Here is a 15,261-nt window from a genome sequence, read left to right as displayed (position 1 = left end):
ACATATCCGGAGGCCCGATCCAGTAAACAGATCCATGAATGATCAACAAAGGATCCATTAAAGATCCCCATATCGCTGCAAACCTTGTCACTCATGGGCCGGGACCACGATCACATAAGCTGTGGCATGTTACTGATAAACTGTAACATGCTAATGATAAGCTGTATTCAGTAATCCATATACTGAAGTAAGTTAATGACATAAACTATGGTCAGTATGCCAGACTCAGTTGTTAAATACAGGCTGCAGGTTTTTCTTCAGTCAGTTAGCGGAGTTCTGACACACGATTTTCTGTTTATTCTTTTACTGTCCACAGGCTGGAGGCTTTCTGGAAAACGAAAATTCAGACATCAAAAAACTGTTCGGCGAGGTGGATAAGTCGTCCGGTGAACTGGTGACACTGACACCAAACAATAACAACACCGTACAACCTGTGGCGCTGATGCGTCTGGGCGTTTTTGTACCGACCCTTAAATCACTGAAGAACAGTAAAAAAAATACACTGTCACGTACTGATGCCACGGAAGAGCTGACACGTCTTTCCCTGGCCCGTGCTGAGGGATTCGATAAGGTTGAGATCACCGGCCCCCGCCTGGATATGGATAACGATTTCAAGACCTGGGTGGGGATCATTCATTCCTTTGCCCGCCACAACGTGATTGGTGACAAAGTTGAACTGCCTTTTGTTGAGTTTGCAAAACTGTGTGGTATACCTTCAAGCCAGTCATCCCGCAGGCTGCGTGAGCGCATCAGCCCTTCCCTGAAGCGCATTGCCGGTACCGTGATCTCGTTTTCCCGTACCGATGAGAAGCACACCCGGGAATACATCACCCATCTGGTACAGTCAGCCTACTACGATACTGAGCGGGATATTGTTCAGTTACAGGCCGATCCCCGCCTGTTTGAACTGTACCAGTTTGACAGAAAAGTCCTTCTCCAGCTTAAGGCGATTAATGCCCTGAAGCGACGGGAGTCCGCCCAGGCACTCTACACCTTTATAGAGAGCCTGCCCCGGGATCCGGCACCGATATCGCTGGCGCGGCTGCGTGCACGCCTCAATCTGAAGTCTCCTGTATTTTCCCAGAACCAGACGGTCAGACGGGCAATGGAGCAGTTGCGCGAGATTGGATATCTTGATTACACGGAGATCCAGCGGGGGCGGACAAAATTCTTCTGTATTCACTACCGGCGTCCCCGGTTAAAAGCGCCGAATGATGAGAGTAAGGAAAATCCGTTGCAACCTTCACCTGCGGAAAAAGTCAGTCCGGAGATGGCGGAGAAGCTTGCCCTGCTTGAGAAACTGGGCATCACGCTGGATGACCTGGAAAAACTCTTCAAATCCCGCTGAACATAAACTGTAGTCAGTGAAGAGCGCTCCTTTACTGACTACAGCTTATATTAACCGGTGCAGTGAGTGGTCTGCTCACTGCAGTTTATATTCTGTTTCCTGCAGTGCTGTCTGTAGCTGAGCTGCCATCTGCCTGTCCCTTACGTAAGTGATCCCGTAACCTGATGCTGAGGCATTGCTCCCTTCATAAAACATGACTTACTCACTACAGCTTATATACATGCTCCAGCTTATGTTATGTCTGTTCTGCTGACCACAGCTTATATAAGGAAGCGCGTATGCCGTCACCTCAGGGGAGGCAGTGTACGCAGGATCTCCGCAGCATCCCGCCCGTCACCGGTGAAAGGCACTGCCAGCGTGGCAGCCATATCCAGTGCAAACACTCTGGTATAAACCTCCATCGAACGTGGATCCCTGTGACCAGCCAGTGCCTGGATGACTTTCCGGGGCTGGCGGTGATAGAGCATGTGCATGATATAGCTGTGCCGGAAGGTGTGTGGTGTGACCGGAATCGAAAAGTGTACTCCGTCAGCTTCGGCCCGTCTGACAGCCTGCTTCAGCCAGTTGCGCATGGTTTCGTCGGTCACGGCCCATAATGGTTCACGACGACGGGGCCGGGTGGTGATCATCCAGCTTTCCATCTGCCTGACATAGCTTATATCTGTCAGCGGAACCAGGCGCACTTCATCTTTTGGCGGGCGTCCGCGTCGCGCACGCACTTTTTCGGACAGGATCCGCACAAACGGTCTTACTCCATTCAGGTCAAATGATTCCGGCGTCAGCATCCGGGCTTCGCCAATACGCATTCCGGTATTCCAGAGGGTGGCGAACAGCATATGGTGACGCTGATCCGGCATATAGAAAAGAAGGGCACTCACTTCCGGGGCCAGCAGGTAGGCCGGTGTGGCCCCCGTGGAAGTGGCCATTCTTCTCAGGGAGAGCGCTGTTGCAAAATCCACCCCCGGCGCAATGGGTAACAGGGAGACGCGTTCTGGTGAATTCTGCAGGGGAATGACATTGTTCATGAGTTATTTTTCACGTAGCACACGCACTGTTTATGGATACAGGTATTCTGACCTGAACGCCCGGATCCTTCCACGACAATAAATCGCAGCGCGCGGATCCTTTTGTTTGATTATCACGCATTATTGCGGGTAAAACCAAATACGTAAAGGCGCATTTTGCCGCTGGGATCCCGTCTTAAGCCAGTCATGGTGCGGGCTGAGGGCTGGTTTACCGTTTTTGGGAGAATTGGGGTAATGCCAGGACAGGCAGAAACGGAGAAAAAATCCTGCAGACGCCCTTAAAAGACAACTGAAAATTTCTGACTCCATATTCCTCTGGTTTCAGACTGCTTAATCACATCATCAACCTGATACATAACAAACAGATTCTGTTCACAGAATGAACAATTAAGTAAATAGTTAGATTATGCGAAAAAGTTACAGATATTTCTCACCATCGTTATTGAATAATATGTCTTCACACAAACAATATTAATATTTTGAGTGTAAGCCCTGACTCAAAGAAAGAAATGTCTGTTTTCGGAATCAAAAATATATAGTTATCAAAATACATTAATTTCAAATTTGAAATTAATGTAAAACGATTTAGTAAATGTTATGATATTATAAATCTACTCCTCCATGTTTAGAGGAGTATTTGCAGACTGGACGCTCTTATATAGTTACTTACCTTTATACATATTCTAACATAAGCATTTACCAACCTTACAGGGAACAGACCATAGTAGTTTATATTTCCATTCAGGTCTGAATGCACCGATAGAATATATCATCTTTTTATTATTATCCTGACAATACCTTCGTGCTTTATCTATATTCAGCCACATAAGGACACTTCCCGGACTTAGTTTCATGCAATTCTCATCATTCAGAACTGCACCATTTGGAACGTCATAATAAACATTACATGAGCTTTCAGATTTCAGTACTATATCAATAGCACACGGTTTATTATCCCAGAATAGCACATGGCCAAACATAAGTTCTCGTAAGTGAGAAATAAACATTAACAGATTATCATATTCGTAGCAAGGTAGGGTACCTCCAAACCGGGAATGAAAAAGTGATATATAAGAGCTGGATATTTCTTTATCGGATAACTGGCTTATACACTTAATCTCTCCGCCATTCCTGATAAATCTCTGGATTTCATTTCGGCGAGTTTTTTCAAATTTAGGTGAAAAAGATTCCTTTATAATACAATTTTGTTTTTTTCTGGCTATTTTCCATGTTGCATTGATAATATTTTGTTTATTTATAATTGATAATTTATTAGTTTTATCCGGAAAAAAACATCTTGCATGTGGGGAAAAAGGAATTAATACCTCATCAGATGAAAGAGGATAAGACCTTCTTGCCATTATCCCAATTTGTTTTCCATTGCACAGAAAATATGAGCCTTTGATATCACCATCTTTTTCATAGTGAAAAAAATCAAACTTCCAGTCATGATGTATCATAAAGTATGAAACAACATCCGGATGCATGTTTACACTACCACCGTATTTTTCAAAAGTTTTTTTGTACGTTTCGAATGTAGATGGTTTCCAGGCCGTAATAATGCGCTTTATATTTTTAATTGACAAAGTTATATCCTCGGCGTTTTTATATATTATGAGTGCAACACCAACAATAATTCTGATTATGATAAATATTATTTAAAATCAACTTCCATTTGTTGTTGAATTGAAAGGTGTTTTGTCGTTTCTATACAGTATTTAATATAATCAGTAAACTTTGGCGGTTTAGGCATTCCGATACTCAGTAGCTTGTCGTTACTGAAACAAACATTGAGCATACTGAACGCTCCATATAAACGAATGGCTTTTAACATAAGGCGTTCGTTACAGGGACCAAAAATATTTTTAAAGTCATGACGGCTCATTGCCAGTATGTCATAACTGACTTTAGTATATATGTCTCCAACAGGAACACAGTTCAAAGCACGGGCTACAGCTTCGTCAATAGCAGAGAACGTCACACTACTTTCTTTACCTGCTGATATATGAACAATCTCACCATTAATTAACGAGCTTTCAAGCAACATTAGCAATGCATCAGCACAATAATCTACAGGGATAACATCTATTTTATCATCCAGAGAGCACATAAATTTTTGCAACATTAACCCCATTCTGAATACCCAGAAAATACTGGTTGAAGGTAAGCACCCTAAACGACTGTGGCCAACAATAATTGATGGTCGGGCAACCAACAAAGGTAAATCAGGACACTGCTTACGCATCAGATATTCTATTGTTGCTTTTGAATGCGTATACTCCACTAAATGTTCACCTGTTTCTGATGAAGCAGACTCTTCCTTAACTAGCGACCCCGTATGAGGTGTACAAGACATAGCAGTACCAACATGAAGGAAGCGTTTCAGTCCTGCCACTTTTGCCATTCTTCTTGCAAAAGCAAGTGTACCTGTAACATTCACATTCCATATAAAAGGATTATTACCAAAAGAAGCTATAGCCGCACAGTTTATAACATGAGTGACTTCATCAAGACGAGGATCCATGAGAAAGGCTTCCGGATTATTTAGATCCCCAGGCAAGATGTTATCATTAGTTAATGCATGCAACCTTTCCTCACAAACATTAAATTTACGCATATTTTCTTTAATTCTTTCCAGTCCCGCTTGTGGAGTAGGTGCTCGTACTAAAAGTAGCAAATTTATATTATTACAGTTATCCAGCAGCTTATCCAGGACCGCGCCACCAAGAAATCCTGTTGCACCTGTAAGTAATAACAATTTCATATCCAACCTCTTTTGTTTTCATGTAATCATTATAAAAATAAATTATCTTACATAAACAATTATTAAACAAAATCAAGAGAGATTAAATGTAAAAACAATGTTTGTTTTTATATGGCAGGATCCTTCAGGTTATTGCGTATGTTTTTATTGGATGTTCTGCTTATTATTGATGAGTAATAGCATTATAATAAAGTTCATATTGTTAACATCGCTTATCAATTATTTTTATGTCGATAACACTGTGTCGTTATGCATGAAGAGTGGCAGGGCAGCATCGTTAAAAATACAAGAGTTAACAGAAACACTTTTATCGTGGCGCACATATATCCTCCACATATTATAAAAAATAAAAAGACCACCATCAGAAGTGCTGGCCTTTTGTTTATCATATTTAAAGTGTCATGAAAAAATTAAAAACAGGCATGTTTCAGGTTAAAAATAATACTTCAGACCAGCTGTGGTCATAAAGTTATAGCTTTCAATGCCTGCACCATTTTTGGTGTAATCAGATATATTCAAATTTCTGGAGTACAGAGAAGTATCACCTTTCTTATTAGTAATACGGTTCCATGTTCCTTCGACATAAACTTTAGCTGCAGGTGTAATATAATAACCAGCATGTAGTGAGACAGAGTAATAGTTCTGATTATTTACATCGCTACGATAGGTGATCCTTTTCTCAGGGTTGTAATGCTCATCATTATCCGATGCCTTCACCCATCCGCTATATTTGAAACTCCCACCGAACTCAAAGCTATCATACAGATAATTACCGGTTAACCCTATATAGGGCATTTTAAAGTGTTGTTTGTAGCCTATAGCTCTTTCACCATCTGGAAATGATCCCGTTTCATCCCGGAAGCCTCCCTCACTACTATAGATATAAGAGCCTCCTTTTGCTGTAAAGCTATAACGATTTTCCTGGTAACCAGCCATAAGACCTAACTGATAGTCGGGTTGATTCAGGAGCCATCCCTTAATATTCAGGTCGAATTCATTAGCAAAATTTAGACGGGTATTCGGATGTTTACTCTCATCAGTCCAGGTTCCGGGATTGCTCGTATCCAGCCAGTCCCTGTCCACCATATTGCCTCCACGACCAGCTAATGTTGTCCACCCTGAGGCACCGACAGATACTCTGGGTAACAGATCCCAGTTAAATGCCCCCTTGACAATTGGCGCATTACTGTATTTCCAGTCCAGCTGGCTGGCTTTGCGCCCTTTTTCTTCAGGCAGATAAACCCGTTCTTTGGCCTTGCCACTTAAAGTGCCAAAATCAATCTCCGTACTGATTTTCTCCGGTGTAAAAGAAAGCCCAGTATCAGAAGCCAGTGCAGCAAACGCTACAGGAGCTGAGAGTGCAGTAGCAAGAATCTTTAAGTACATAGACAAGTTAACTCCATTCCACTCGTTTGTTTTTGATAAAAATTTTTTTATTTACTCGTAGTAGTCAACTGAAAAATGTTGTTTTGTTTAACGTTTGTTTACAATGTGGCCGCATGTCGCTTTATTTATTCCCTTTTATGTCAGAATATCAGGGGAGTCAGTCAAACCCGGTATGATTACTGCCCCGGTCATCCATGTTCCAGGAAATATCAGGGCATACAGGGTGCTGGTAACTGCGAATAAGGCCCTGGTCGGACACTTTATGCCGGGAACGTCTGTAACATGGAAACCGGTACCTTCTTCCTGGGTTTATTTTGTTAACTCTTATCTAAAGGGAGACAAAATGGCCAAATCCTGCGATTATGAAGCAATCAGGGGCTTTATTAGCGTTAATGTCGGCAAAGATACCAATAACGCCATTACAGTTAATTATTCAGATAGCGTTTGTGCGACAATGCATTACCATTCGACGAAAATAAACTCAGGTGGTTGATATCAGAAATCAACCGTGGCTCCACCTACAAAAAAAGTTGCTGGTTTATAAATCCCTCCTTTCTGATTAATAAGAAAACTAATAACATATGAGTGTGATTACTTGTTCAGATAAGTTAATTATCTTAGTGATTGATATTTATTTTGTTTCAGTGAAAATGATGCTTTTATTAGAAAATTTATAAATACCAAGTCGGTGGTGTTTATTAGTGTAATGGAGGGGAGTGCGTAAATCGTTCATGTAACACTTCCTTCCAATAATACTTTATAAATCAATAGATGTATGATTACTTATTTCCTGAAATATCATATATATTGCTATATTTCTTAACGAGATATTCTTATTTTATTGATAATTGCATCTCTTTTATTTAATGTAAAGCTTTCTTATTAATCTTCTAATGTATTGCAAAATGGTAGATGCTGAGTAATCAACAGACTTGTATGTAAAGTCAAGATTAACGTTGCTAAAGCACGCATCAATTTTCTGATAAAAGGATGGGGTTGTTTTTTTCGATAAAAAAAATTCTTGTCTAACCACTGGTGAAATAAGATTATTATTACCCCGAATTAATACTGAGCCTAACAATAGAATACAAAAAAAACAAAATGCTTTAAATAAGGGGAGCACTATAAGTTATCCTCTTTACTTTATGCTTACCAACTCATTTATGTTACTTTATAACATAACCCATCTTGCGTTGTAAACAGACTCGTTTTAGTTCCATGCACCTTTTGAGATCGTGACCAAATAATGGCGTTAGTGATGTTCTTCCAGTGTCATATGGTTAAGTAGTTGATATGGCGTTCACTGTTATATTCTGACAACCAGTTTGCCGCCAGTTCCCGCTTTTCATCCAGCGTTCTGAACAGACAAAAACCGAGTATTTTTGTTCGGTATGTCCGGTTAAAACTCTCGATAAAAGCGTTCTGCGCCAACTTACCTGATTGGGTAATCTCCAGTTTTACTACATGTTTTTCTGCGCATTACGTCCGTGTTGAATAAAAAAAATCCTGGCCATAATCCATGCGAATCATAGCTGGATAGACATGGTTTTCCGCAATCCTACAGAGTACCGCTACCACTTGTGAAGCTGGCAGATTCAGATTGTTTTCAATCGACAACGCCTCATAGTTAAAGTCATCAACGACATTGAACGTGTGAAGTGGTCAACAAAAACTGGCCACCGAGTTAGAGTTTTTCCAGTATCGATTTTCCGATTCGTTTGGGGATAACCCACCGTTATATTCGTGCGGTCTTAGTGCGCTGTAATATCCAACGATATAGACCGTTATGGCGTGAGCGGCCTCGCAGAAGCTTCGTAACCCACCACCGGCATCCATTCGTTCTTCAGACTCCTGAAGAAGCGTTCCATTGGGCTGTTATCCCAGCAGTTTCCGCGCTGGCTCATACTCTGCCTGATCTGGTATCGCCACAATAACTGCCGGAACTGCCTGCTCGTATCGCTGTGGAACATCACCCCGCCGGGCTTACCCATCCAGATATAGGTCACATCACCGCACCACACCTGTATAGCGGCGTAATCCCCAAAAACGATGCTGGTTGTCAGTAAACAAGCCATGAATGACAGTCGTTCCTGAAATCATAAGACCTGGAGGAGTGTATGCTCCGTCGCAGTAATTACCACGATACGCTTGCAGAATTTTTTCCAGTTACTGAAGCGTGAACGGATAAAGAAAAAGCTCTTCGGAACGCGGGAAGACGCCTCCAACGATATTTTTGAACATCGAAATGTTTTATAACAATAAGCGTCGGCATGGTTCCTGCGAACAGATGTCAACAATAGAATATAAAAACAATTATTATCAACAACTTGGAAGGAGTAAGACTACCCGTGGCGATTCAATATTAGATCATTGATGGAGATATAAATGGCTCACTTTTTATCGGTTGTTGACGATACGTTTATCAAGTATACATGAAAATTTCTTCATACCAGCTATATGAGACGTTAAGACTAAAAATCTTACTCCCAAAATGACTATGTTGTTGCAGTTTGGTTTATTGACTCTTGTCTATAGTTCACCGAATGCCAAGATGAGGGAGCGAGGAACTTTACTGTCTACGCCTCTCTTCCTGGTTACAAAGACAAGCGTAAAACTCACCATCCATTAGAACTAAAGGCACTTTCCTGAGCAGAGTTTTCATCTGCAAGATAAAAGCTATTTTACAGCCGTAAAGTCCAGTGAAACGAAAGAGAGGTTAGTGAATTAATTACTTGATGTATTAAAGTATAATGGGCGTAGATAACACCTTAATACGAAATCTTGTCAGACTTTCCCGGTAATTAGTAATACTGTTGAAACAAAGCGAGAGGGGGTTAGCCCAATTTACGCAAATAAATAATAATCTTGATTATGATTAATTCCAAATAAGTATATTTTTCCAGTAGATGCTGGGCATTAACTAAGAAAACCCAGAATACCACTTTCATTGTTATGGAAAACATGGACAATGTTAATGAAATATATTTCTCACCGCGCCATCATTTGTACCTTGACACTGTTGATCATTATTATCACCGTTTTGTTCACCTTTCTGAGAAGCTCTGATGTGCCAGAATATATTACTGCCCCGGTGCGCAAAGGCGATATAGAAAATTCTGTTCTGGCGACAGGCCGTATTGATGCAATTGAACGGGTAAACGTAGGGGCACAGGTATCAGGGCAATTAAAATCACTGAAAGTGAAACAGGGCGACCATGTGACTAAAGGGCAGTTGATTGCCGAAATTGACGACCTACCTCAGTGTAACGATTTGCGTAATGCCGAAGCTGCACTCAACGAAGTGAAAGCAGAACTTCAATCCAAGCAGGCGCTCCTGAAACAGGCTGAACTGCGTTTTAAACGCCAGCTCCGGATGCTAAGAGAAAATGCCAGCTCACACGAAGATTTTGAGTCTGCGGAGGCAATGCTTGCGACCACTCGCGCTGAATTACTGTCTCTGAATGCCAAACTGGTCCAGGCACAGATAGAAGTAGATAAGAAAAAGCTTGCCCTTGAATATACGCGAGTCGTAGCGCCAATGGATGGAATTGTTATTGCCATTGTCACTCAGCAAGGGCAAACCGTTAACTCAAACCAGAGTGCCCCAACAATTATTAAACTCGCTCGTCTGGATGTCATGACCATTAAAGCACAGATCTCCGAGGCTGATATAACCCGTATTTCTGTGGGGCAAAAAGCCCGCTTCTCTATCTTCTCCGAACCGGACAAGCACTACAGCGCAACACTGCGTGCCGTTGAACTGGCACCAGAATCGGTAATGAAAGATGACTCTCTCGCCAGCAACACTTCAGCATCAGGCTCCGGAACTTCAAATGCGTCCGTTTATTACAATGCTCTATTCGATGTGCCTAACCCAGAAAATCGACTTCGTATTGCCATGACTGCTCAGGTTACCCTGATTACTGATGAAGCCCAAAATACACTGCTGGTACCCATTCAGGCAGTGCACAGAAATGAGGGGAAGAAGCAACAGGTCCTGGTGCTGGCAGCAGATGGCAGGCTGGAACCCCGGAATGTGAAAACTGGTATCACGAACAGCGTGGATATTCAGATCCTCGAAGGTTTAAATGTCGGAGAAAATGTCGTGCTGTCGCTGCCGGATAAGAAAGAGCCCGAAGAAAGGATTATGCTGTGAAAAAACTTATTGAGTTAAAAGGGGTTAGCCGAACTTATGGCAACGGAGATCAAACGCGGACCGTCCTGAAAAATGTCGATTTGACAATCGTTGCTGGAGAAATGGTGGCAATCATTGGAGCCTCTGGCTCAGGCAAATCAACCTTAATGAACATAATGGGTTGCCTTGACGTACCCAATAGAGGTGATTACTACATCGACGGACAAAATGCCGCCTGTCTTTCACCCGATGAGCTGGCTAGAGTGCGCCGGGAACACATTGGCTTTATATTCCAGCGCTACCATTTGATACCTGATCTTAGCGCACTTGGTAACGTGGAGATCCCGGCCATTTACGCCAACAGCGAACGCGACAGCCGTCGGCAACGTGCAACGGCGTTGCTGGGCAGACTGGGACTGGAAGGACGTGAGCATCATAAACCTTGCGAACTTTCAGGCGGTCAGCAGCAACGCGTCAGTATTGCCCGAGCACTGATCAACGGTGGAAAGATAATTTTGGCGGATGAGCCAACTGGTGCTCTGGATTCGCAATCCGGGCAAGAAGTGTTAGCCATTCTGAATGAACTTAATCGACGTGGTCATACTGTAGTAATGGTGACCCACGATATGAAGGTCGCCCGGCACGCAAAGCGAATCATTGAGCTGTGTGATGGCGAAATCATCGCTGATAGTGGAGGTTGCGTATCTGCGACGGAAACACTACCAAAAACCAACAGAATCCGGCAAAGCTATTGGAAAACACTGCTCGATCGAACGCGTGAATCGATGCAAATGGCGCTAAAAGCGATGAAGACGCATCGCTTACGCACCACGCTTACCATGATCGGGATTGTTTTTGGTATCGCCTCCGTTGTCACTGTTGTGGCATTGGGTGAAGGAGCCAGGCAAGAAACACTGGAAGAGATTAAAAGTCTGGGGACAAACGTGGTCAGCATTTATCCCGGGCAGGATTTGTTCGATGACAGCATTGAGAGTATTAGAACATTGGTACCTGCTGACGCAAATGCACTGGCGAAGCAAGGGTTTATCGATAGCGTCAGCCCGGAAGTTAGCGCTTCAGACAACATTCGTTTTCTGGGTAAATCTGCGATAGCGTCCATTAACGGCGTTGGGCGGGAACATTTCCGGGTAAAAGGTATTGAGTTGTTGCAAGGGACTACTTTTAGAGACGATCGCAACGCTCTACAGGAAGTTATTATCGATGAGAATACTCGTAAGGCCATTTTCGACAACACAGGGTTACAGGCTCTGGGGCAAATAGTCTTTCTTGGTTCTGTACCAGCACGAGTGGTTGGCATCGCTAAAAGTAACAACCGTAGTGATGCATCAAATCGCATTACTGTGTGGATGCCTTACAGCACGGTGATGTACCGTATTGTGGGTAAACCAGTTCTGACCGGTATTAGCGTCAGGCTAAAAGACAATGTGGATAACGAGGCTGCAATCAGCGCTATCTCCCAACTATTAACCCGGCGTCACGGCATAAAAGACTTCCAGCTTTATAACTTTGAACAAATAAGAAAGTCTATCGAACACACCTCAATGACCTTCAGTATTTTAATTCTTATGGTCGCATGTATCTCACTAATGATCGGCAGTATCGGGGTGATGAACATCATGTTGATTTCTGTAACGGAACGAACTCATGAAATTGGCGTACGAATGGCGGTTGGCGCGAGACGCAGCGACATTATGCAACAGTTTATTATTGAGGCCGTATTGGTTTGCCTGATTGGTGGCGCACTCGGTATTGCACTGTCGTATATCACAGGTGCGCTCTTTAACGCTCTGGCGGACGGGATATTCGCAGCTATATATTCGTGGCAGGCTGCTGTTGCTGCATTTTTTTGCTCAACCTTAATCGGCATAATCTTCGGGTATCTCCCAGCCCGCAAGGCAGCAAGGATGGACCCGGTTATTTCACTGGCCAGCGAATAATATATGAAAATTTTATCATCGTTGACTTTATGCCTTATCACCGCACTCTGTTCAGGTTGCACAAACGTGCTGAAAAGTGACTATCGCGCTCCCGAAGTGAACTATCCCATCAACTGGACCAAGGGCGATGTGGACGGAAATACATCCCCGTTTGACTGGGAAGAATTTAACGATCCTAATCTCGATAACTGGCTTCACCTGGTGATGACAAGTAATAACGACATAGCTATAGCTGCACTGCGGATACATCGGGCGCAGCTGGATGCGGAAAGAACAGGTATCACCAATACTCCTACACTAAAGGCGGCACTGAGTATGGACGGAAAAAAACAGCTGAATAACTCGTCCGGCTGGGCAAAAAGCGGTTCTGCCAGCCTTGGCACCAGCTATGAGCTGGATCTCTGGGGAAAAATTGCCCGTCAGCGTGATGTTGCTGAGTGGGCAGTCCATGCCAGTGAAGAAGATTTTCGCTCCGCGCGCCTGATGCTGCTTTCAGAGGCCAGCAATAATTACTGGCGTATCGGTTTTGTAAATCAACAAATTACCACCCTCCAGCAGAGTATTGACTATGCAAAAGAGACGCTGCGTCTGGCCGAGGTTCGCTATCGTGCAGGAAATATCTCGTCGCTGGATGTGATTGACGCGCAGCAAAACCTGCTCACGCAAGAGAACCAGCTTACAGGGCTACAACGAGAACATTCACAGCTACTCAATCAGCAGGCCGTTTTGCTCGGCACCGTGCCCGGTTGCCAGATAGTCGAGCCCACAACGCTGCCAAAAGGAAGCCTGCCTAAGGTCAATGCGAATATTCCTGCCAGCATACTGATGCGCCGGCCTGACATAAGTGCTAAAGAGTGGCAGTTGCGTGAGGCGCTAGCTACGGTTGATATCAAGCGTAGCGAATATTACCCCACCTTCAACCTGACAGGCGCTTTGGGTACCAGCAGCGCTTCGCTACTGGCATTACTGCATAATCCGGTCGGTTCCGTAGGCGCTAACCTGACGCTACCGTTCCTGGAGTGGCGACAGCGGGACATAGAGGTAAAAATTGCCCGTAACGATTACGAACAGCGAGTGCTGGAGTTTAAACAGCTACTTTATAAGGCAATGAGCAGTATAGAGGACGCGCTTTCATTTCGTAACCAGTTGCTGCTTCAGGAGACAAGACTCAGGGAAGAACTGGAACTTGCACGTAAGTCAGAGTGGTTAAACGAAGTTCGTTACCGGCATGGTGCAGTACGTATTTCATTCTGGCTTGATGCTCAGGAAAAACGTCGTCAGGCGGAGCTGCGACTGGATGAAAACCGCTTCAATCAGTTGCAGAATCTAGCAAAAATTTATCTTGAGTTTGGCGGGGCATCAACCTTTCCTTAAGTCTAATTGGGGACAACCAGGAGCAATAAGGAGTGAAAAATAGCCACAGCTGAAAACACCATAGCCATTGACATTTGAGCTTTACCTGCTCTTGAAAACAAAAAATCACTGTTAAGCGCAATGCTATTCACTTCAGCAGAGCAGTATTGCGTGTCACGAGCATGTTTACCATTCTGTGTAAATATCTTTTCTTAAAAGTGATCATCAAAGCAGTCATCAAACTCGATAAATATCCACCGGCATAGCGTAATGCCGAGCAGTTAAGGATCAATTGACCGCTCCTTAAACTGCGGCACTATAACGGCTTCTACAACAGGGAGCCGTTTTCTTGTGCATAGAAAACCCCCAGCTAGGCTGGGGGTTCCGGAAAGCTTTCAGCTTTGAGCCAGTTATTAAGGTAATGACTCCAACTTACTGATAGTGTTTTATGTTCAGATAATGCCCGATGACTTTGTCATGCAGCTCCACCGATTTTGAGAACGACAGTGACTTCCTGCCCAGCCTTGCCAGATGCTGCCTCAGATTCAGGTTATGCCGCTCAATGCGCTGCCTATATCGCTTGCTGATAACGTGCAGTTCTCCCTTCAGGCGTGATTCATACAGCGGCCAGCCATCCGTCATCCATACCACGACCTCAAAGGCCGACAGCAGGCTCAGAAGACGCTCCAGCGTGGCCAACGTGCGTTCACCGAATACATGCGCCACAACCGTCCTCCGTATCCTGTCATACGCGTAAAACAACCAGCGCTGGCGTGATTTAGCGCCGACGTAACCCCACTGTTCGTCCATTTCCGCGCAAACAATGACGTCACTGCCCGGTTGTATGCGTGAGTTTACCGACTGCGGCCTGAGTTTTTTAAGTGTCGTAAAATCGTGTTGAGGCCAACGCCCATAATGCGTGCACTGGCGCGACATCCGACGCCATTCATGGCCATATCAATAATTTTCTGGTGTGTACCGGGCTGAGAGGCGGTGTAAGTGAACTGTAGCTGCCATGTTTTACGGCAGTGAGAGCAGAGATAGCGCTGATGTCCGGCAGTACTTTTACCGTTACGCACCACGCCTTCAGTAGCTGAGCAGGAGGGACAACTGATGGAGATGGAAGCCACGGGAGCACCTCAAAAACACCATCATACACTAAATCAGTAAGTTGGCACCATTACCTGAACCGCCCCGGAAATCCTGGAGACTAAACTCCCTGAGAAAGAGGTAAACAGGATGACTAAAAATACTCGTTTTTCCCCCGAAGTCCGTCAGCGGGCGATTCGTAT

The 15,261-nt window shown here is 44.0% G+C and carries 9 protein-coding genes and 3 pseudogenes; 5 read left to right on the top strand and 7 right to left on the bottom strand.

Annotated elements, in window-relative coordinates; translation table 11 throughout:
* Positions 1 to 370: 370 nt before the first annotated feature.
* The gene (locus ACJHYR_RS24305; protein ID WP_000361611.1) at positions 371 to 1,348 is read left to right on the top strand and encodes a RepB family plasmid replication initiator protein; all 978 of its coding nucleotides are present in this window, start codon (positions 371 to 373) and stop codon (positions 1,346 to 1,348) included.
* A gap of 284 nt (positions 1,349 to 1,632) precedes the next feature.
* Here ACJHYR_RS24305 and ACJHYR_RS24300 read toward each other — a convergent pair whose 3' ends face one another.
* The 6 genes and pseudogenes from ACJHYR_RS24300 to ACJHYR_RS24275 form a co-directional block, all read right to left on the bottom strand.
* A complete protein-coding gene (locus tag ACJHYR_RS24300; RefSeq protein ID WP_001066953.1) occupies positions 1,633 to 2,373 on the bottom strand; it encodes a tyrosine-type recombinase/integrase in 741 nt (246 codons plus the stop codon).
* Positions 2,374 to 3,056: 683 nt separating this feature from the next.
* A complete protein-coding gene (locus ACJHYR_RS24295) occupies positions 3,057 to 3,959 on the bottom strand; it encodes an antimicrobial resistance protein Mig-14 (RefSeq protein WP_001312822.1) in 903 nt (300 codons plus the stop codon).
* A gap of 68 nt (positions 3,960 to 4,027) precedes the next feature.
* Complete coding sequence (locus tag ACJHYR_RS24290; RefSeq protein ID WP_059328030.1) at positions 4,028 to 5,137, bottom strand: SDR family oxidoreductase; 1,110 nt, start codon at positions 5,135 to 5,137, stop codon at positions 4,028 to 4,030.
* Positions 5,138 to 5,569: 432 nt separating this feature from the next.
* Positions 5,570 to 6,523 carry an omptin family outer membrane protease gene (locus ACJHYR_RS24285; RefSeq protein ID WP_072837582.1) on the bottom strand — a complete coding sequence of 318 codons (954 nt, stop codon included), beginning with the start codon at positions 6,521 to 6,523 and terminating at the stop codon, positions 5,570 to 5,572.
* A 1,252-nt stretch (positions 6,524 to 7,775) separates the two neighbouring features.
* A pseudogene (locus ACJHYR_RS24280) lies at positions 7,776 to 8,176 on the bottom strand (integrase core domain-containing protein); the annotation flags it as partial.
* A gap of 9 nt (positions 8,177 to 8,185) precedes the next feature.
* A pseudogene (locus tag ACJHYR_RS24275) lies at positions 8,186 to 8,547 on the bottom strand (integrase core domain-containing protein); the annotation flags it as partial.
* A gap of 81 nt (positions 8,548 to 8,628) precedes the next feature.
* On the opposite strand from ACJHYR_RS24275, the pseudogene ACJHYR_RS24270 reads away from it, so the two are divergent.
* From ACJHYR_RS24270 to ACJHYR_RS24255, 4 genes and pseudogenes are all read left to right on the top strand, one after another.
* A pseudogene (locus ACJHYR_RS24270) lies at positions 8,629 to 8,897 on the top strand (IS3 family transposase); the annotation flags it as partial.
* A gap of 594 nt (positions 8,898 to 9,491) precedes the next feature.
* Positions 9,492 to 10,679, top strand: a complete 1,188-nt coding sequence (locus ACJHYR_RS24265) for an efflux RND transporter periplasmic adaptor subunit (protein WP_000928805.1) — start codon at positions 9,492 to 9,494, stop codon at positions 10,677 to 10,679.
* The gene (locus ACJHYR_RS24260; RefSeq protein ID WP_000733250.1) at positions 10,676 to 12,616 is read left to right on the top strand and encodes a MacB family efflux pump subunit; all 1,941 of its coding nucleotides are present in this window, start codon (positions 10,676 to 10,678) and stop codon (positions 12,614 to 12,616) included. Before ACJHYR_RS24265 ends, ACJHYR_RS24260 begins: the two co-directional genes overlap by 4 nt.
* Positions 12,617 to 12,619: 3 nt before the next feature.
* Positions 12,620 to 13,990 (top strand): TolC family protein, encoded by a 1,371-nt coding sequence (locus tag ACJHYR_RS24255; protein WP_001318212.1) that lies wholly within the window; start codon positions 12,620 to 12,622, stop codon positions 13,988 to 13,990.
* 411 nt (positions 13,991 to 14,401) lie between these two features.
* Here ACJHYR_RS24255 and ACJHYR_RS24250 read toward each other — a convergent pair.
* Positions 14,402 to 15,099, bottom strand: a protein-coding gene (locus tag ACJHYR_RS24250; RefSeq protein ID WP_224478122.1) for an IS1 family transposase whose coding sequence is annotated in 2 segments (ribosomal slippage) — positions 14,402 to 14,850 and positions 14,850 to 15,099 — 699 coding nt in all. Because the reading frame shifts where the segments join, the coding sequence is not laid out codon by codon here.
* Between the last annotated feature and the right edge of the window lie 162 nt (positions 15,100 to 15,261).

Origin of the sequence: Escherichia sp. WS1450, assembly GCF_046487395.1 — a bacterium.
GTDB classification, from domain to species: domain Bacteria; phylum Pseudomonadota; class Gammaproteobacteria; order Enterobacterales; family Enterobacteriaceae; genus Escherichia; species Escherichia coli.
This window is presented reverse-complemented; position numbering and strand designations above follow the sequence as displayed.

Excerpts from the sequence above, each read along its gene's own strand:
- ACJHYR_RS24300 (WP_001066953.1), bottom strand. The coding sequence starts at position 2,373 with ATGAACAATGTCATTCCCCTGCAGAATTCACCAGAACGCGTCTCCCTG.
- ACJHYR_RS24290 (WP_059328030.1), bottom strand. The coding sequence starts at position 5,137 with ATGAAATTGTTATTACTTACAGGTGCAACAGGATTTCTTGGTGGCGCG.
- ACJHYR_RS24285 (WP_072837582.1), bottom strand. The coding sequence starts at position 6,523 with ATGTACTTAAAGATTCTTGCTACTGCACTCTCAGCTCCTGTAGCGTTT.
- ACJHYR_RS24265 (WP_000928805.1), top strand. The coding sequence starts at position 9,492 with ATGTTAATGAAATATATTTCTCACCGCGCCATCATTTGTACCTTGACA.
- ACJHYR_RS24255 (WP_001318212.1), top strand. The coding sequence starts at position 12,620 with ATGAAAATTTTATCATCGTTGACTTTATGCCTTATCACCGCACTCTGT.